Annotated in this window: 15 protein-coding genes and 2 pseudogenes; 12 read left to right on the forward strand and 5 right to left on the reverse strand. The window is 64.6% G+C overall.

Annotation, left to right across the window (positions count from 1 at the left end; translation table 11 throughout):
- Positions 1–91 precede the first annotated feature (91 nt).
- The 4 genes from H4281_RS38010 (at position 92) to H4281_RS38025 (ending at position 5,149) form a co-directional block, all read left to right on the forward strand.
- On the forward strand, positions 92–1,630 hold the full coding sequence (locus tag H4281_RS38010; RefSeq protein ID WP_182895683.1) for a flavin-containing monooxygenase: 1,539 nt from the start codon (positions 92–94) through the stop codon (positions 1,628–1,630).
- The gene (locus H4281_RS38015) at positions 1,627–2,667 is read left to right on the forward strand and encodes an alpha/beta hydrolase (RefSeq protein ID WP_182895684.1); all 1,041 of its coding nucleotides are present in this window, start codon (positions 1,627–1,629) and stop codon (positions 2,665–2,667) included. The genes H4281_RS38010 and H4281_RS38015 overlap by 4 nt, the downstream gene beginning before the upstream one ends.
- A gap of 83 nt (positions 2,668–2,750) precedes the next feature.
- On the forward strand, positions 2,751–4,289 hold the full coding sequence (locus tag H4281_RS38020; protein ID WP_182895685.1) for a long-chain-fatty-acid--CoA ligase: 1,539 nt from the start codon (positions 2,751–2,753) through the stop codon (positions 4,287–4,289).
- The gene (locus H4281_RS38025; RefSeq protein WP_182895686.1) at positions 4,286–5,149 is read left to right on the forward strand and encodes an NAD(P)-dependent oxidoreductase; all 864 of its coding nucleotides are present in this window, start codon (positions 4,286–4,288) and stop codon (positions 5,147–5,149) included. The genes H4281_RS38020 and H4281_RS38025 overlap by 4 nt, the downstream gene beginning before the upstream one ends.
- Here H4281_RS38025 and H4281_RS46700 read toward each other — a convergent pair.
- The gene (locus H4281_RS46700) at positions 5,146–6,378 is read right to left on the reverse strand and encodes a PucR family transcriptional regulator (RefSeq protein WP_182895687.1); all 1,233 of its coding nucleotides are present in this window, start codon (positions 6,376–6,378) and stop codon (positions 5,146–5,148) included. The two genes, H4281_RS38025 and H4281_RS46700, sit on opposite strands and share 4 nt — an antisense overlap.
- A gap of 172 nt (positions 6,379–6,550) precedes the next feature.
- On the opposite strand from H4281_RS46700, the gene H4281_RS38035 reads away from it, so the two are divergent.
- From H4281_RS38035 to H4281_RS38045, 3 genes and pseudogenes are all read left to right on the forward strand, one after another.
- On the forward strand, positions 6,551–6,964 hold the full coding sequence (locus H4281_RS38035) for a nuclear transport factor 2 family protein (RefSeq protein ID WP_182895688.1): 414 nt from the start codon (positions 6,551–6,553) through the stop codon (positions 6,962–6,964).
- A 701-nt stretch (positions 6,965–7,665) separates the two neighbouring features.
- Positions 7,666–8,238: pseudogene (locus tag H4281_RS38040) on the forward strand (radical SAM protein); the annotation flags it as partial.
- Between the two features lie 33 nt (positions 8,239–8,271).
- Entirely contained in the window at positions 8,272–8,544 is a 273-nt protein-coding gene (locus H4281_RS38045; RefSeq protein WP_182895718.1) for a hypothetical protein, read from the forward strand.
- Between the two features lie 343 nt (positions 8,545–8,887).
- On the opposite strand, the gene H4281_RS38050 is transcribed toward H4281_RS38045, so the two are convergent.
- Positions 8,888–9,121, reverse strand: a complete 234-nt coding sequence (locus tag H4281_RS38050) for a GIY-YIG nuclease family protein (RefSeq protein WP_182895689.1) — start codon at positions 9,119–9,121, stop codon at positions 8,888–8,890.
- 95 nt (positions 9,122–9,216) lie between these two features.
- Between H4281_RS38050 and H4281_RS38055 the strand changes: the two genes are divergently transcribed.
- The gene (locus tag H4281_RS38055) at positions 9,217–9,885 is read left to right on the forward strand and encodes a hypothetical protein (protein WP_182895690.1); all 669 of its coding nucleotides are present in this window, start codon (positions 9,217–9,219) and stop codon (positions 9,883–9,885) included.
- Between the two features lie 220 nt (positions 9,886–10,105).
- Here the strand turns inward: H4281_RS38055 and H4281_RS38060 are convergent, their stop codons facing one another.
- The 3 genes from H4281_RS38060 to H4281_RS38070 form a co-directional block, all read right to left on the reverse strand.
- On the reverse strand, positions 10,106–12,307 hold the full coding sequence (locus H4281_RS38060; protein WP_182895691.1) for a hypothetical protein: 2,202 nt from the start codon (positions 12,305–12,307) through the stop codon (positions 10,106–10,108).
- 46 nt (positions 12,308–12,353) lie between these two features.
- Positions 12,354–12,944, reverse strand: coding sequence for a GNAT family N-acetyltransferase (locus tag H4281_RS38065; protein WP_182895692.1), 591 nt, complete (start codon positions 12,942–12,944; stop codon positions 12,354–12,356).
- Positions 12,945–13,517: 573 nt separating this feature from the next.
- Positions 13,518–14,180: a hypothetical protein gene (locus H4281_RS38070; RefSeq protein WP_182895693.1), complete on the reverse strand. Its 663-nt coding sequence runs from the start codon at positions 14,178–14,180 to the stop codon at positions 13,518–13,520.
- A gap of 423 nt (positions 14,181–14,603) precedes the next feature.
- On the opposite strand from H4281_RS38070, the pseudogene H4281_RS38075 reads away from it, so the two are divergent.
- The 4 genes and pseudogenes from H4281_RS38075 to H4281_RS38085 all read left to right on the forward strand — a co-directional run.
- Positions 14,604–15,176: pseudogene (locus H4281_RS38075) on the forward strand (radical SAM protein); the annotation flags it as partial.
- 30 nt (positions 15,177–15,206) lie between these two features.
- Entirely contained in the window at positions 15,207–15,482 is a 276-nt protein-coding gene (locus H4281_RS38080; protein ID WP_312872255.1) for a hypothetical protein, read from the forward strand.
- 1,012 nt (positions 15,483–16,494) lie between these two features.
- Entirely contained in the window at positions 16,495–16,929 is a 435-nt protein-coding gene (locus H4281_RS45290) for a DUF262 domain-containing protein (protein ID WP_220508432.1), read from the forward strand.
- The gene (locus tag H4281_RS38085; protein WP_376772009.1) at positions 16,887–18,602 is read left to right on the forward strand and encodes a GmrSD restriction endonuclease domain-containing protein; all 1,716 of its coding nucleotides are present in this window, start codon (positions 16,887–16,889) and stop codon (positions 18,600–18,602) included. Before H4281_RS45290 ends, H4281_RS38085 begins: the two co-directional genes overlap by 43 nt.
- The last annotated feature ends 333 nt before the right edge of the window (positions 18,603–18,935 follow it).

Consider the following 18,935-nt stretch of genomic DNA (forward strand, 5'->3'; position numbering starts at 1 on the left):
CTGATGTGCGTGGCATCGGCCATATCCCTTGGCGCAGCATGACTTCCTGGCCGGACGACCGGCCTGAGCAGATCGAGACGAGGAGCTCACCATGGCCGGCAACGACGCCCGCCCCGAGGCCGCCGACATCGTCATCATCGGAGCAGGGGTCTCCGGCGTGGGATCGGCGTGCTACCTCAGGGACGCCTTTCCCGGCAAGAAAATCGTCGTGCTCGAAGGGCGCGGCCGGATCGGCGGCACGTGGGACCTCTTCCGGTATCCCGGTGTCCGCTCCGACTCCGAACTCCACACCTACGGCTACCAGTTCAAACCGTGGAGCCACGAGCACGCGATCGCGGACGGGCACCTGATCCGCGAGTACCTCGAAGAAACCGCCGCCGAGCACGGTGTCGACGACCTGATCCGCTACCATCACCAGGTTGTGTCGGCCGACTGGTCCAGCGCCGAGGGCGCCTGGACGTTGCAGGTCCGGGTCGCGGTCCCCGGCCAGAAGCCGAAAACTGTGCAGCTGAAGACCAAATGGGTCTACGGCGCCACTGGCTACTACCGGTACGACGAGGGTTTCGCGCCTGGCTTCGAAGGTCGCGAAGACTTCGAGGGCGACATCCTGCACCCGCAGTTCTGGCCCGAGGACTACGACTACGCGGACAAGAACGTCGTCGTGATCGGCAGCGGCGCGACCGCCGTCACCATGGTTCCCGCGATGACGACCGGCCCCCGCGCGGCCGAACACGTCACGATGCTGCAGCGCACCCCCACTTACATCATGACGCTGCCGCGCATCGACAAGATCTCCCAGGCGCTGTACCGAATTCTCGGGCTGCGGCGCGGATACGCGGCCACCCGGTTCAAGAACGTGTGGCGGGACTTCTTCTTCGTCGGGTACATGCTCAAGTTCCCGAACTCCGGGCGGAAACTGATGCGCAACCTGACCAAGAAGGCATTGCCGAAGGGCTACGCCGTCGACACGCACTTCAACCCGCCGTACAAACCCTGGGAACAGCGCCTGTGCATGACTCCCGACGGAGACTTCTTCAAGGCGATCTCCGCGGGCAAGGCGTCCGTCGTGACGGACACGATCGAACGCTTCACCAAATCCGGCGTCCTGCTCGCCTCGGGAGGGGAGATCCCCGCGGACGTGATCGTCACTGCCACCGGGCTCAACATGCGCATGTTCGGCGGGATCCCGCAGACGGTCGACGGGCGGAAACTGGACGTCGGTTCCTGCGTGACCTATCGCGGGATGCTGTTGTCCGGCCTGCCGAACTGGTCTTTTGCCTTCGGGTACACGAAATATTCGTCGTGGACGCTCAAGGTCGGCCTGACCGCGCAGTACGTCATCCGGCTGATCCGGCACCTGGACGCGCACGGCTACACCAAAGCCATGCCGGTGGCCGAGCCCGGAATGGCCACCGAACCGCTGCTCGACCTGAACGCGGGCTACGTGACCCGCAACGCGGACAGCATGCCCAAGCAGGGCACCAGGCTGCCGTGGCGGATGCTCACGTCGTACCAGGCCGACAAACGACTGCTCAACGGCCCGCTCTACGACGAGCATCTGCAGTTCAGCTCCGCCGGCGACCAGCAGGCGGCCCGTGCCGCCTCCTCGAGCAAGGAGCAGGTGCGATGAACACCGCGACCACCACCCGGATCTCGGCCGGGGACTGGGTACAGCGACAGCTCGGGATCGGTATGGGCAAACTCCCCCCGTCGCTGGTGAAGCGACTGGTCAAGGTGCCCGTGAACGCGGACGGCGAGCAGATGGCCCCCGAGATCGCGATGCTCATGTCCGTCGTGGCGAAAGCCCCCGATTTCAGCGACCTCAGCCCCGTCGAGGCGCGCGCCGCCGAACTGAAGGACGCGGCGATCTACGGCGAGCGCCCGCTCCCGATGAACATCGTGGAGGAACTGCGGTTGCGCGGCGGCCTCGCAGCGACCCGGTACCGCGCACGCGCCTCCTCCGCCGGGCTCATCGTGTTCTTCCACGGCGGCGGGTTCGTGCTGGGCAGCCGGGCGGTTTATGACGGCCCGGTGCGCTTGATCGCCCATCACACGGGTATGGACATCCTGTCCGTCGAATACCGCCTCGCGCCGGAAAACCCTTATCCCGCACCGCACAACGACGCGATGGCAGCCTGGGAGTTCGCCGTCGCGCACGCCGCCGAGTGGGGCGTCCCGGACGGTCGCATCGTCGTCGCGGGCGACAGCGCGGGAGGGAACCTCGCGGCGGTTCTTGCTCAGAAGCTGCGCGATTCCCGGGTGAAGCCGGCACTGCAGGCGCTGATCTATCCCGTTACCGACCTGGTCGGCTCCCGGCCCTCGAACCGCGAGTTCGCCGACTCGCCCGCGCTGACCGCCAAGCAGATCGCGTGGTTCACCGATCACTACCTGCCGCCGTCGGTCGAACGCGCCGACCCGCGCGTGTCGCCGCTGTTCGCCGAAGACTTGACCGGACTGCCGCCCGCTCTGGTGACTGTCGCCGGTTTCGATCCGCTGCGCGACGACGGCCTCGCGTTCGCCGCCAAGCTGACCGAAAGCGGCGTCCCGACGCAGCTGGTCAGGGAACCGGGCCTGGTGCACGGCTACCTCTCCTACACCGCGCTCAGCGCGACCAGCCGGGACGCGGTCAGGCGCGTCGCGTCCGCCATCACGTCGGCCATGGCCTGAACGCACCCCGATGAACCCCGGGCCGGGCGCCGGGATCGCACCCGCCGCCCGGCCCGGACACCACGCCGCCGACTGGAGCCGCCATGCTGAACCTTTCCGTCCTCCTGGAGGACTCCGCCCGCAACCATCCCGACAGAACCGCGCTGGTGCTGGACGAGAAGCGCATGACCTACCGCGAGGTCGACGCTGCGGCGAGCCAAGTGGCGAACCTCTTGGCCGAGCGCGGCGTCGCATCGGGAGACAAAGTCGCTCTCAGCTGCCCGAACCGGCCGGAGTTCGCGATCGTCTACTACGGAATCCTCAAGGCGGGCGCGATCGTCGTGCCGCTGAACGTCCTGCTCAAGCGGCGCGAGATCGCCTACCACCTCGCGGACGCCGGTGCCGTCGCGTACTTCTGCTTCGAGGGCAGCGCGGAACTCCCGATCGGTCAAGAGGGGCGTCAAGCATTCGACGACGTCGCCGCCGTCGAGCATTTCTTCCTGATCGCCGCCGTCCCGGAGACGAGCACGGCCGCGGAAACGTTGCACGAGGCTCTCGCCGGGCAACCGGAAACGTTCGAATCCGCCGTCACCGAAGCGACCGACACCGCGGTGATCCTCTACACCTCCGGCACGACGGGCCAGCCGAAAGGCGCCGAGCTGTCGCACGGAAACACGATGCTCAACGTGCTCACCCTGAACCGGATACTCCGGAACCGGCCGGCCGGCGACAGCCATGTGGTGTGCTTGCCGCTTTTCCACACCTTCGGCGCCACCGCCCAATTGCACGCCGGCTTCTCGACCGCGGCGACGCTCCACCTGGTGCCCCGTTTCGACGCCGGCCGCGTCGTCCGCCTGATGTCCGAAGAGGACATCACCTTCTTCGCCGGCGTCCCCACGATGTGGTGGGGGCTGCTGCGGGAGCTGGGCCCTGACGTCGACGTCGCCCGCATCGTCAAGAACCTGCGCATCGGAATGTCCGGCGGCGCACCCCTGCCGGTCGAGCTGATCAAGGAGATCGACGCCCGGCTCGGCGTGCGGGTCATCGAGGCCTACGGGCTGTCCGAGACCTCGCCGCTCGCGACGATCGGCGATCCCGGCGCCCCGCCCCGCCCCGGCTCCATCGGCAAGCCGGTCTGGGGCGTTCAGCTGAAACTGATCAAGCCCGACTGGACCGAGGTGACCGGTCCGGGCGAGGTCGGCGAGATCGCGGTCCGCGGGCACAACGTGATGAAGGGCTATCACGGCAGGCCCGAAGCGACCGCCGACGCCATCCGCGACGGCTGGTTCCGCACCGGCGATCTGGCCCGTCGCGACGACGACGGCTGGTACTACATCGTCGACCGCGCCAAAGACATGATCATCCGGGGCGGGTACAACGTGTACCCGCGGGAGATCGAGGAAGTGCTGCTGACCCATCCGGCGGTGTCCCTCGCGGCTGTCGTGGGCGTCCCGCACGACAGCCACGGCGAAGAGGTCAAGGCGTTCGTGATCCCGCGCGACGGCGCCGAGGTGACGCCGCGCGAGCTAGTGGAATGGAGCAAAGAACAGATGGCCGGCTACAAATACCCGCGGCTCGTCGAGATCGTCGGCTCCCTGCCGACGACCGCCACGGGCAAGATCCTCAAACGGCGGCTGCGATGACTCGCCCGCCCCGGCACGATGTGGCCGTGCTCGGCTGCGGATTGATGGGATCGGCACTGGCGCGGAGGTTCGCGTCCGGCGGCCTCGCGGTGACGGCGTGGAACCGCACGTCGCGCCGGGCCGAGGCGCTCGCCGCCGACGGCGTCCGTCCGGCCGCGTCCGTCGAAGACGCGGTGGGGAGCACCGGACTGGCTGTCGTCTGCATGTCGGATGTCGACGCGTCCCGGGCCGTGCTCGCATCGGCTTCCAGCCTCGCCGGGCGCACAGTGGTCAATCTCAGCGACGGAACCAACGACGACGTCGAAACGCTGGCGAGCTGGGTAGGAGAGCAAGGGGCTTCGTTCCTGGACGGGTCGACCTTGTGCTATCCCGACCAGATCGGCGAACCGGGTGCGATGGTGGCATTCTCCGGCCCGTCCCCGGTGTGGGCGCGGCACGAGCCTGTCCTGATGCTGCTCGGCGGGCGTTCGCGGCACGTGTCGGACGAGATCGCCGGCGCGAAGGAGCTGTACCTGGGCTGCGGCGCTTTCTTCGTGACCGCGATGAGCGGGTTCGTCGAATCGGCGGCGTGCCTGCTGCGGCGGGGCCGGACGCTCGAGGAAGTCCGGTACGCCACGCTGCACGGCATCGAGGTGCTGCGCCATGCCGCCGAGGAGGCGGCCGCCGCGATCGAGTCCGGGCGGCACGACACGGACCAGGCGACGATCCATGTGTTCGCCGAGGGCGTCCGGAGGGCACTGGGAGAGCTGGAGAGCGCGGGCGTCGACTTGTCGGTGACGACCGCGGTGTCGAAGAAGCTCGACGCCGCGGAGAGCGCCGGGATGGGGCGCCTCGGGTTCTCCGCGCAGGCGTTGCTCTAGGCCCGCTGCTCGCCGCTCTGCAGCTCCACCAGGGCCAGTGCGGTGTCGACAGCGGCCGGGTTCCGCGCGAGCGGGCGCGGGAGCAGTTCGTCCACCCGGACCAGACGGCGGTCGATCGTGTTGCGGTGCGCGAACAACCGGTCGGCCGCCTTCGAGATGTTGAACTGTTCGGCGATGAAGACCCTGACCGTGTCGCGCAGCACCCGGTCGGCGGTTGCCAGCTCGCCTAGAGTGTCCGCGACGAACTGACGCGCCTCGGCGAGATCGTTGGTCAGCAAGGAGACGAGCTGCACGTCCTCGAAATGGACGGCACGGCATCCGGACCGAAGGCGCGTCAGCAGCGACTGCGCCGCGTCGGCGTCGAGGTGGCTGCGCCGGAAGCCGTGCACGTCCGGCGCCGGCCGTCCCAGGGCGATCCGCACGTGGGGGACATCCGCCACGATCTGGTCGAGGTCTGTTCGGGAGGGCGCGGAACTCCCCGGAATCCACATCCACAGCGTCGTCGTCCCCGCGACGAGCGTCAGGCGGCGCGCGGCGCCCGCGGCGCGCATGACCCGCTCCGCCGCGTCCTCGAGGAAGGCGAGCTGATCGGGGGAGTCGCCCCAGAGGATCGCCGCCACATGATGTCCGGTGAGCGCGTAGCCGAGCTGGGCTTCCGCCCGGGGCCGGGCGATCGGGGCGCCGCGGAGCAGCAGTTGCACAGTCGCCAATCGCTCGCTTTCCGGCCCCTCGGCAAGCTCCGCCCGCGCCTCGTCGATGTACGCCGCGACCGCGACCATCGAGTCGTCCACGTACGTCACCAGGGAATCGCCGGATATCTCGACCAGCTCGCGAAGCTCGTCCTTGTCGTCGGTCGTGTCGAAGCAGAACCGCAGCCATGCGGACCAGTTGACTCGCTGCGACGCCCGCCATGCCTCGACGTCGTTCGTGTCCATTCCGCGGAGCGCGAGGTCGCGCGCGTAGTGCCGGGTGTCGGGGATCATCGCCGTCTCGACCCGGCAGCCGGGATCGTCAATGTTGGCGATCAGCCAATGGGCCAAAGTGGACGCACAGTAAACACGGTCCATTTCGGACAGAATCGGGTCTTGTGCGAGGGCGCGCTCGCGCAGGCTCCGCTGGCCCGCGGCCCACATCTCGTGCGCGATCTCGGCCTGGTGCACCTGCATCTTGGCCGCGGCGGCGCGAAAAAGCTCGCGCGTCCGCTGGCTCCGTTCGTCCTCCGCGTCCACGGTTGCCTCCAAACCCGAGCCGGACGAACAGCCTAGGCGCAGAGGCGGCGGCCGTCACGAGTGCAGAGTGCACCGAACCGTCGGCCAGCGCGGTGTTCCTTGGTGTAGGTCGCTGCCCTTGGCGCGAGCAAGGTGGTGTGGCCAGCCAGTCGCTTCCCGAGGAGGACAACCCGTGTCCAGTGCCAAGCTCGCCCGCTACGTCCAGAGGATGAACGAGATCTGCGCCGCCGTCGCTGCCCACGACCTCGACAAGGTGCTCGAGTACTTCGACGACGAGTGCGTCGTCGTCAACGGCGTGGGCGGGACAGTCGGCGACAAATCGGCCTTGGCCCCGGGATTCGAGGAAATGTTCGCGACCTTCCCTGACTGGACCCCGCGAGTAGCGGCGTCCTTCCTGGAGGGCGACACCATCGGCGTTCTTTTCGAAGTGACGGGAACAGCCGGTGGCACCGGCCCGAAAGTGACCTGGATCGGCACCGGCTACTCCACCTTCGACCCGGAAACCCTGAAGATCGTCCGCGACGTCTACTTCATGGACGAGGCGGCACTGGAGCAGAAGATCAACGACGCCGCAGTGACCGGCTGACCGCGGGCAGGCCCAGCAACCCGCCAGCTCTATCGCACACCGCTGCGGACCAGCAGCTGGGATACCTGACGAACCGCCGCAGCACGGCAGGTCCGCAACGAGTGATCGTCGACCGCGAACGCGATTTCGAAGCTGAGGCCCCATGGATTCCTGCCCCGCGGCCTCACCGCCGGGCGGGAGGATCGGAGGGGCACGGGCGGCCAGTTCGCCTGTGCGTAGGCGGTGGTCTCCATGGGTGCGGAAACGGGCGTTTTCAAACGCTGCGGTTGCCGAGGCGCCGACGGCCGGATCCTGGGCAGCTGATGTCGTCGATTGCGGGCGCGGGGTCACGGGAGCTGGTATTTCCGGGTGGGGAAGCCGCCGCGTCCGGACGGGCGGAGGCGGAAGGTTCGCCGGGGCGGGTTCTCGTCGCAGTGCGCGGCGCGGCAAGCACGGGCCTGCTTGTGCGATGCCGGCGGGAGAGCGTTGTCGGCCGCGACTAGCACGGGCGGACAGGGGCAGCAGTTGTGGCTGGACGCGCGGGTCGGGCCGGGCGCGCCGACGTTGCGCAGCTACCGCCGGCACGTCCGTAGGTACCCCTTTCCGTATGCGGGGCGACCAGCTGCTCGGGGGAGTTGGGCAGCTGTGACTCGCTGCACATCGACGAGAATTTTGTGTGCTTTGAGCTGGGTGAACGCTGGCTGTTTCGATGTTGTAAACGGGTGGGGATGGGCGAACCTCTAGCTAACTATCGGAGGGTAGTCAACGCGGTACGGAGGATCACCGAGCCTGCGCCGTCGGGTTTGGGGATTGGTCAGCGTTCGGTGACGGTGTCGACGGTGGGTTTGGCTCCGGCGATTCGGAAGCTGGCGGACGAGCGGATGCAGGTTCGTCTCGCGGTTTCCTTGCATACGCCGGACGATGAGCTGCGGGACACGCTGGTGCCGGTGAACAACCGCTGGTCGATCGACGAAGTGCTTTCCGCTGCGCGGTATTACGCCGACACCTCGGGTCGGCGGGTGTCGATCGAGTACGCGTTGATCCGGGACATCAACGATCAGCCGTGGCGCGCCGAGTTGCTCGCGAAGCGGCTGCGGAAGCACTTGGGCCAGCTGGTGCACGTCAATGTCATTCCGCTGAACCCGACGCCGGGCAGCAAGTGGGACGCGAGCCCGAAGCCGGTGGAGCGCGAATTCGTGCGGCTGGTGAACGCGGGTGGTGTTGCGTGCACGGTGCGGGACACGCGTGGTCAGGACATTGCGGCGGCGTGTGGACAGCTCGCTGCCGAAGGTTGAGTTGTTGGTTTCGATGTTGGAGTGTCTGTCGTGATGTATGCCCCCAGCCTGTTGGAGCCGGCTGCGGAGGAGTTGCGGCTCGCGGATGTGTGCGGCCGTGGTGCCACGGAGGTGGCGCGTGAGGCGCGGTCGTTGTTGGGTGAGCGGTTCAGTTCGGTGACGTTCATGTATGTGCTGATGCGGGCGTTCGAGGTCGAGTACACCGCAGCGCGGGACGCGGCGCTGTGGCATGAGTTCCACAGTGGGACGCGAGCCCTGTCGGATGATGACCTGGAGAAGCTGCTCGCTCCCTGGCTCAGCCGCTGATCTTGGCGGTGCTCGCTGTAGCTCGTCTTCGGCGACGCTTGCCAAGTTAGCTTGCCCGGCATGTATGAACAGCACGGGCCGGTCGGTCTGCCTCGAGAACGTGGATGCTATTCGGTCACCTGAGTCGGTTCCAGAGCGTGTGTTTGGCGAGCGCGGAGAGTATCTCCTTCTCAAGCGTTCGTGCTGTCGGGCCATCGGCGGAGACGGCCCACGAGACGTGCAGATTGGCTCGTTCGAAGGCGAGCACGCCCCATTGCAATGCGCGACGGGCGTGGCCGCCGTCGACTTCGCGGATGCGGTCGTGCAGCCATTGCGAGTCTGCGAGTGCGCGGTCGAGGACGACTTAGCCGAGGCCGCTTGCGAGGGCTTTGCCACGTGCGTAGACCGTTAGGCGCCCGCGAATGCCTTTACCATGGCGTTCGCCGGCCATGCCGACGTAGACCAGCTCGCCGTCGGCCCCTTCACGTGCTAGGTAGACGCCAGGCACAAGCGGTGCCAACTCGTGAGCTGCGGAGAAGGGTGCCCAGTCCGACCAGTCAGCGAGCCGGTGGACGATCTCGAGCGCGGTCGACTTCACTTCCGCAGTATGACGGTTGCGCACGGCTCCAACGGGTCAGCAAAAGTCGACGTGTCTTACGTGCCAGATGACCAACCTGCGGCCACCCTGGGGCGATGGTTGCTGCGACCTTCGAGGAGAAGACCTACGAAACCGCGTATAACGCGGATCTCATCGCGGGTGCGGGCGGCAACTGGCGGGTCTTCTCGCCTGGACAAGTCCTGGAGAAAGTGACTGGCTTCGACGTCGCCGCGGATCCTGGTCCCGAGCATCTGATTTGGCGAGTACTTCGGGTGCCTCGTCCTCGAGGTCTGTCGCTCATGCCGTCGCATTGGGCATCATCGCGATCCGGCGTGCCGAAGGCGCGGGAACTGCCAAGTATGCCCCTGAGCCTGATTCTCCAGTTCAAACGGCCGGAATACCTCTATGGTTCGCGAGCTGCCCAGCGACGGCTGTGGCACGGTCCTTACTACCGGTTTTCTCGCAGCACAGAGCAGCACTCTGTCTTGAAGAGGCTGGAGTCGAAGCTCGCTGACGACGCCATCGTGCGATACGCATCGCCAGCTTTTCATACGTTGGGGGAGTTAGAGGAGGCGCAAATGAAACGAAAAGTAATTGCGCTATCCGGACACGTGGCTCCCAGTGTTTTTGGGCGACATCGGGTGTGGACGTATAACGCGGCCGGCACGTATGGGCGCGGAAACCCGGCAGGCAGGGCGCGGCCTGTTGAAGCATTCGACGATCTGTTCGCGTCGTTGATCGGCGTTTCAAGCGGGCGTGGATAGATGGTCAAGTATGACGACATAATCGAGCATGTCGCGGTACTTGCGGATGCATGTCGACATCGAAATCGGCAGTTGCGTGGCGTGGTGGCCGAATGGGCTGCAAGCTTACGCAGGGTGGACATCCCGTTGAGTTTGATACCCCAGTTGTCGGACTATGCAACTGTGCAGACATTGACAACGTGGTATGGTGCCGGATGGTGGATCTTTGATCGGCGTGACGTCAGTGTTGGGGCGGGTTGAATAGTCGACGCGCTTGAGTGAGTTCTTCGGGTGTGAGGCAAGGGTCGCCAATGACTGATAGAAGAGATGTATCCCAATCGCGCAGGCCGTCGCGGCGTGGGGTAAGTAATACTCCGACGGATAAAAGGTTCGCAGGTCTATCTAGGCCCTCCCAGAGTTCGTGATGCCGGAGCAGCATCCAATACTTGAAGTTGTTTGACGTAGCCTCGTCGTATTTCGAACACACGGCGAAGCCGAGTTGTGGGCCGTCTGCTGCGCGGAAGATGCGTGATCGCCACGCGACGGTGCCCTCGTCGGCGTCAGCCACTGCCGACAAGCCGCCGAGTAGATGCCTGCCGAGGTCGGTTCGGTGGCCGACGGGAAGGCTGTCGATGGCGGCGAGGACGGTGACTCTGTCCTTCTCAGGTCTGTTGTTCAGGGGGCTGTGAGCGATGTCTTCGCAGATGATGCGGACGAGGCCGTGGGCTTCGTTGTCGTCGCTGCCGGCGGGTGCGGTAGGCAGGAGTGGGGCTGACACTTGGGAGCCGGTTGGGCCTAATTGCGGAACAGGAGGACCGGGTGTCGCGGCGGCATCTTCCACGGCAAGTTCGTAGTACCGTGCGGGCTCGTCGCCAAGACGTGCCGTGGAGGTCTCTACCCGATCCAGGTACCCGAGGACGGCGGCGGTGGAGCGCAGTTGCTGGAACAAGAACTCCCAGTCGCGTCGAAGCAGTACGACGACCGGAATCCGCTCCGCTGGTGGGGTGATCGGGCAGTCGTCGGGTGGTGCAGGGTGGTCGATGATGACGACGCCGGTCCAAGTGATACGCGGCCCGTCGATGTCGATGGCGCGTCCGCGTCCGTTGGTCATGATCGTGGTGATCGCGGACAGCTGGCGGGCTGTTCCTCCGACTTGCCGTGCAGCTTCAGCGATCTTCTTGCCGAGCCAAGATCGTTCTTTATCGGGCGTGCCGGGTTCGGCATCGCGACTCTTGACCTGCGTTATGAGACCGCGGTCGCCAACGACGATAAGGCCATCGCTGATCTCACGCACGCCGCCGCGGCCCTTGCGCATGCTCATGGGTGATAAGACGAAGTCCGGAAGGCCCCAGGTCGCGGCCGCGTTCCGGGTGGCGCGTTCGGCGGCGTAGCCGCGCGGTGCATACGGACTGAGCGTCGTGGCTTCGGGGATCGATCGCTCGAAGACGCCTTGCTGGGTTTTGACGAGGAATGTTGACGTCCGGTCGTCGGTGACGATGCCGATCCCGGAGTCCGACTGGGCGAGGTCCCGGAGTTCCTCCTCGGTCCATGCGCGTGCCGATCGGACGGCTTCGATCCAGGGGGAGGGGCTGTCGCTATCCGGCGTGATGGCCTGGGCGACTGGGAGATCGCCGGTCACCTCTTCGAACGCGGCGATGAACATCGTCACCGTCCGGACGACTTCGTTGAGTCCCTCGTCCAACGCGCTCGGGCTTTGGTCGGCGCCCGATGGAGTGTCGGCGAACGAGATGTCTATGAAGCTGTTGGGCATGACGGAGATTTCTGCGTCTTGGGAATAGCCTGCCAGCGTGTAGCGCGCGAGTACCTTGTCGGGGGCAGCGGGACCAGGTGCGCAGGTCTCGACGTGTTCGATTGTGACAGGTGCGTCCACGAAGAACTCCGGCTCACCCGGGGTCACCCAGGCGCCGACTTGGTTACCGTCGTAAAGGAGGTCCGTCCACAGCATCAGCTTCGTGAGGCCGGCACGCAAGGTGAGGACGAAGGGAGAGTCTTCGTCTTCCCAGAATGGCTGAGACCGAACCACGAGGCTCGCCAAGTCGTTCGGTATACCGTCGAGGCAGCTCTCGTGTAGTAGGAGGTTGAGACCCTCGGCTGACGCGGCGATAGGGAAGAATCGGGGATTCTCTGGCCTGCGGATGCGTCGGATGGCCGAGTATATCTCCAGCGCTCGAGATATGAGCGAGTCGAGTGCGGCCCAGAGTTCGTCGACGCAGAGTTGAAGCTTGGCGGTCAGGGCTGCCTGTGTACCATCCGGCCACTCGGCTGTGACGCTGACGACGCCTGTGCCATTGTCGTTGGTTGACACAGACAGATCGAAGAGGTCATCGTCGAGGAGTTGTGCCCACGAGTCGGTCATGGACTTGCGCGCGTTCTTCGCGCTTTCCACATGGTCGCGCGCTTCGGGGTAGTGTTCGCCAATCATCGCTTCAGTCTCAGTCGGGGCGTTTTCTAGGAGTTAGCTAAGATTGTCAATTTGCGTGGGCGGTAACTCTTTTGATCGGCTTGTAAAAGTAAAATGCCACGTCGGGGTGTACGCCGAAGGGGAGCCAGTTCTTTCCCAGGAGGTCGGGGAGAGGCTGCCTGTCTTCAAGCACGGTGAAACCGTGTGTCCTGTAGAACTTCCGGAGCGCATCGGTGTTCAGGTCGGTCGTCACATTGCCGAACCACACGCGGGTGCCGCGTTCGCGAAGTACTGTCTCCATGTGGGCCAGCATGGCGCCGCCGATACCTTGACCGCGCATCTCGGGTTCGACGGCCATCAAGTCAAGCTCGCTATGCTTGTCCAGCACACTGCGATAGTCGCGGTCTTCGGGCAGTGGGAACTTCGAGGATGCCTCAGGTCGGAGCATGCTTACGCCGGCTGCCAGCTGGGTCCTGCAGCTTGACGCGGCACCGAGGAGCTTGCCGGATTCCGGGGAGCGGTACTGCACGACGAGCGGGGCGTACATCCCGTCGGCATCGGTCATCGGAACCGCCGTCGGAGCGATGTCGTCGAACACGCGGTGGAACAGGGCCAGCACGTCCGCGCGTTCTTCGTCGGTGTCGGCGTGCGTAATCATGAATGAGTCGTCGCCGCGGCTGTCGGCGTCGTTACGGGGAGCGAGAGCCGTTACCTGGTCGTGTCGTGATCGTGGCGGTTGGACGGCAGCGGTCTTCGGGCGCAGGCAATGAGGCTAGCCTGCTGAGCAAGCCTTACGGAGCCGTACCTGTATTTCTTGGTGCGTCGTGGCCAGGCTTGGAATGGCCACGACGCACCTGTTCGCATTTTTGGCGCGATGACGTGCTATCTGCCGATGAGGTGGGCAATCGCGTCATAGCCCGCAGCGGCGACCAGCCCAGCAGTTCCTGAGGCCAGCCAACGGAATCGCTCGAGGGATCGTAAGCGGGCCTCATGGTCAGCTCGCTCAGCAGCGAGGAAGTCAGACGTAGCTTCCATCTTGGCGAGGCGGCGCAGGTTCTTTCGGCCGAGTGTCACGTGAGTGGTGTTTGCGGCGCACGATGGGCACCCTTGTGTGGGCTTGGGCATGAGGAATCTACCCTTTCGGGTTATTCCTGGTACCCATCTCCAGGCGACCGCGTGCGTGGGACGTGCCCAACTCACACCGATGCGGTGCGGGTGCTTGCGTCCGACTTTAGCACTGCGGGCCTGCGCGGGGGATCCATCGGTCATGTGGCGGGAGGTAGATTTTCGCGCGCCACGCGAGGCGGTACTCGTCGGGGACGGTCTCGCTCTCCGGAGCCAAGCTCTCCGCAGGCCCTGCGGGCACTCGTTCTGGCGACATATCGAGAAATTCCGACGACGGCAGAGCCGGAGGAACCGCAAGATCCACGAGATCGGCCGAGTCGAGTCTGGTATGGCCGTGTTTGCATCCGACCTGCCACCATCGGGTGAGCCCGTCAAAGCTGTCGGCAAAAGCCCAGTTACACACGCCATGTTTAGGCTTGCCGCTCGATGTTCTGCCGACGAAGTATATCCGGCTGCCGCCACCGTGAAGTGCGAAGCAGTACACCCGGGCGAGTGGGCAGCCCTTCTCGCGGCAACGCACGGCCACCTGGGGAACGGACGTGCGTCGACGTGGGCTCATGGCCTGTAGCTGCGACGCGTACCAGTCGTTCACCTTCTGCCATAGCGCGAGTTCGGCTGGCCATCTCACCGACTTCGTCCATTGCTTGAATTCCTCGAAGTCAGCTGGGTCTTTCGAGCGAAACCATCGTTCGTTGAGCTCCTGGCGTCGTTCGTAGCCTGCCGTTGCTTCCAGTTCGGCCTGCCACACCTCACGTGGTTCGTGGATCATCGGTCCAGCTCCCGGGTCAAGCCATCGCAGTCGTGCTCAGGCGAGTGCCAGATCGGAAGGTACGCCGAGGGCGTAGCGGCAGGCAACGAGGTGTCTGTGTGAGCGGCTGCGGTCGCCGGCACCTGGCGAGGGCGATCTTCGAGGTCCGGAGCCGCACTGGTCGCTATGTCGAGCCTGTTAGAGGATGCCAGACAGGCCCGGTACTCGATTCCGCGCAGCTAGTGCGCAGACGTCAGAGTTCACCTTGCTCAGGCCCCCAGTGACGTCGAGATTTACGAGCGCCTGACGTCGAAGAGCACCGACACGGCCACGCAGGCTCACGGTTGCATCGAACGCAGCTACCGTGCAGGTCTGATTGCGGTCGACGAGGGTGAGCGCGTGAACTCTTTTAGTCAAACTTGCTGGTCAGAGTGTTGTAAGAGGGTAGGCATGGGCGAACCGCTGGCGAACTACAAGCGTGTGGTGGCCGCGGTGCGTCGGATCACTGATCCGGCTCCGGGCGGGCTCGGCATCGGTCAGCGTTCGGTGACGGTGTCGACGGTGGGTTTGGCTCCGGCGATCCGGAAGCTGGCGGACGAGAAGATGCAGGTCCGGCTGGCGGTGTCATTGCATACGCCGGACGACGAGCTGCGGGACACGTTGGTGCCGGTGAACAACCGGTGGTCGGTGGACGAGGTGCTGTCCGCGGCCCGGTACTACGCGGATACTTCTGGTCGTCGGGTGTCGATCGAGTACGCGTTGATCCGGGACATCAATGACCAGCCGTGGCGAGCGGAGCTGCTGGCGAAGCGGCTGCGGAAGCATTTGGGCCAGTTGGTGCATGTGAACGTGATCCCCCTGAACCCGACGCCGGGTTCGAAGTGGGACGCGTCGCCGAAGCCGGTGGAGCGCGAGTTCGTGCGGCTGGTGAATGCCGGGGGTGTCGCGTGCACCGTGCGGGACACACGCGGTCAGGACATCGCGGCGGCGTGTGGCCAGTTGGCTGCTGAAGGCTGAGTTGTCGTTTTCGATGATGGAGTGTTTGTCGTGATGTATGCCCCCAGCCTGCTGGAACCGGCTGCGGAGGAGCTGCGGCTCGCCGACGTGTGCGGTCGTGGAGCTACCGAGGTGGCGCGAGAGGCGCGGACGCTGCTGGGTGAGCGGTTCAGCTCGGTGACGTTCATGTATGTGTTGATGCGCGCGTTCGAGGTCGACTACACGGCGGCGCGGGATGCTTCGCGGTGGCACGAGTTCCACGGCGGTCCGCGGGCGCTGTCGGACGCTGATCTGGAGAAGCTGCTGGCCCCGTGGCTTGCCCGCTGACGCTCGTGGAGTCACAGCTCTGGGCGAGCTAGCAGCGGGTCCTGCCCGTCGCTGACATCAGCCGGTGCTCTTGCTCGTGCGTCGGCCCTTCTGCGGTGGGACATTCCTCGCACTGTCAGTCGGCGAGAGGCCCTGATGTCACGGACGCACTGGGACTCATGCGGCTGCTCGCCTACGCACGAGCATGAGCGGCTCTCCCGCTCCCGGGAGGGCTTCTTGAGATCCGCTGTGGGTTGGTGGTCTATCCCGCTCCAAGCCGATCCTGGCACTCTGCGCTTCCCCTTCTCAGCGACCATCTACTCGCACTGATCGGTGCCACAAAGCCGCCCGAGTTGGATGTGATCAGCTACCGAGCTAGTTCTTTCTGTCAAGATCGGCCTCGTCGGCCCTTGTGTCTCGTAAGCTGGAGAAGGCTTCGCAGGGTACGGGCTACACCTTCGTTGGCCGGCGCGAGCCGCAACACAGAGCTCCGCGTTGGTTCTCGACGACGACATTCCGCGGCGAAGCCTAGTTAGGCCACTAGACGTGGCTACGCTGTACCCGCGACGAACCTCGGTGATGTCCATGGTCGCCATGGACCGCCCGGAGATCGGGTCATCCCGTCGACACTTCACAAGCAAGCCGGTGCTGGCGGCCGCGGTTGCGCGAACAGTTGTCGAGCGAGCCGTGCCGCCGATGCAAGGACTCTGGTTTCGCGAACTATGTACGTGCCGATGCTGGAGAAGCTGTTCGCTCCGTGGCTTGACCGTCGACCTCGCCGAGTCGAGATGCTGACTGAGTTCCAAGCACGGCTAACCACCGCCATCCGATTGTTCCGCCGATCAATCGGTGCTGTTTGCGCCTGGGCGTCATGGAACGCGCTAACGTGTCCTCTGTGGCGGGGTCCAGGATTCGTGGTGCAGCGGACGGCGAGACGCCGAGATTCTGCTTCGGCGGCAGTAATGCAATTTGGCTGATCTGAGGTGCCAGCGTGGTAGACAAGGCATGATGGGCTCGACCAGAAGGAGGGGCTGTGGAAACCGTCGTACGCACGCCGTTGGACATCTTCAACCTGCCTCAGCACTTGGTGATCCCACTCTTCCAGCGACCCTACGTCTGGAACGAGGAGAATCAATGGGCGTCTCTGTGGCAGGACGTGCGGCGCATGGCCGAACTTCGCTTGGCTGACCCTAGCAGCACAGCGACGCACTTTCTTGGGGCGATCGTGCTCCAAGCCCAGGACAATCCGACGGGTACGCTTCAGCTCCGGCAGGTCATCGACGGTCAACAGAGGTTGACGACACTGCAACTGCTCATGGACGCAACAGCCAGCGTCTTGGAATCCCGTGCAGAAGACAACCTTGCGCTCCGGCTCGAGGAGCTGACGCACAATTCCGCGTCCAGTCTGACCAGGATGTTCTCAAGCTGCAGCACACCAACCGCGACCGGGCTGGTTACGACGAAGTAATGCGTGCTGATCCGCCGATCGCCTACGGTGAGCTGAAGCAAAGTCGCAGCTTGCTGGTTCTCGGTCACAAGTTCTTCGGCGGGCAGGTCGAGCAATGGCTCGGTGACGATAGCAGCCCAGATTTTGCGATGCGCGCGCAAGTGCTCACCAACGTAATAACTCGAGCTTTGCAGATCGTTGTTATCGACTTGCGGGCGGACGAGAACTCGCAGGAAATTTTCGAGACCCTTAATGCTCGCGGTACTCCGCTCACGGCAGCAGATCTCATCAAGAACTTCGTCTTCCAAAGGCTTGCTGCTGAGCGCGTTGACACGGAAAAAGCGTACGTCGAAGATTGGCCTTTCGAATCATCCTTCTGGGAAAAAGAAATCGGCGTAGGTCGTTACTTCATTAGTCGAAGCTCTCTCTTTCTTAATCAGTGGCTGATGTCGCGTGTCGGCGAGGAGACTTCGCCTAGGCAAACGTTCGCCCGGTTCAAGTATTTCGTTGAGCACGAAGCGGGCATGACGATGGCGCAACTGCTTCCTGTCTTGAAACGTCAAGCGCTTCTGTACGAGCGTTGGACCAATCGGGCTGCTGACCCGCATGCAGACTTGAGTGTCGTGGAACTTTCGGTGTACCGGCAGCAAGCCAGTGAAATCGAACTCATGAAACCGATCCTTGTCTGGCTTCATGAGCCGGAGGAAAACTATGGCGACGCCGTGATCGAGCGAGTTGTCCGAGCGGTCGAGAGCTGGGTTTTTCGCAGGGCGCTCTTGCGGTTGCCCACGGCGGACTTGGGCCGAGTCGTCGCTGATCTCATCAAGACCCATCGGGCAACCCCGCAGGCCGAACTCGCGGGCCGGGTCGAAGCCTACCTGTCACGGCTCAATGTGGCGAGCACCTACTGGCCCGGCGATGCGGAGATCGAGCGCGCGCTCGCAACCGAGCCGGCGTACCGGCGCTTCAAGCGCGGCCGGTTGCGAGTCTTCCTGGAAGCCGCAGAAGATCACTTGAGGGGATACTCTGATTCGTCCGGGCTTTCGGGTGGTCGAATAGCCCGCGCTGGCTATCCAGTCGAACACATCATGCCTCAAAAGTGGGAGACGTACTGGCTCGTTGACGACCTTGCTGCTGAGGTTAACCGACGTGAACATGTACACCGGCTCGGCAATCTCACACTGCTGACAAAGTCGCTGAATTCGAGCATCTCCAATGGTCCTTGGCTCGGTGAGGGAGGAAAACGCGCGAAACTGCGTGAGCATGACGTTTTCTTGTTGAACCGGAAGATCGAGGACGTCTCGGCGGATGGGTGGGACGAGGACCTTATCGACCGGCGCACGTCGGACTTGATCGGCGCGCTGCTGGCAACTTGGCCCGTGCCCGAGGGACACGTCGGGGAGGTCAAAGACGCGCCGGCTGAGTCGCTTGCCTCCGTATCTCTCAAGCAGCTCATCGCTGCTGGCCATCTTGCGCCGGGAACAACTCTCAGAAGCCGGCCGGGCAACTGGGGCGATCACGAGGCCGTTGTGCTGGAAAACGGTGCGCTTTCATTGGCCGGTCAGGTATTCAGCTCTCCTTCTGCGGCTGGACATCACCTTCGCAAGGGTGCGACCAACGGGTGGTACTTCTGGCTGCTTCCTGACGGTCGACGGCTCACCGACCTGCGCGAGGCCTACCGGAACGGAGGCTGACTTCAGTCGTCGTTGTACGGTCGGCCGCTGGGACGGCGGTTGGAGACACGGAGCGGAAGTCAGAAGCCCGACGCGACTATATCTGGGATCTCGACGGACATCGGTATGTCGACTACGTAATGGCCTAGGGTCCACTCGTGCTCGGTCACGGCGACCCGCGCGTTCTGGCCGCCGTGGCCGAGGCTGTGAAGAAGATGGAGGTCGTCGGCATTGGCGACACCTCGAGCGCCTCGCCGCGGATGCGGTCCTCGACGCCGTGCCTCACGACGAGCGGCTGCTGCGCCATGCATCGTCCCGGTAGCACTACGCCGAGTGGGAGGCGGCTGACCGCGA

The organism is Amycolatopsis dendrobii (genome assembly GCF_014145675.1).
GTDB lineage: Bacteria > Actinomycetota > Actinomycetes > Mycobacteriales > Pseudonocardiaceae > Amycolatopsis > Amycolatopsis dendrobii.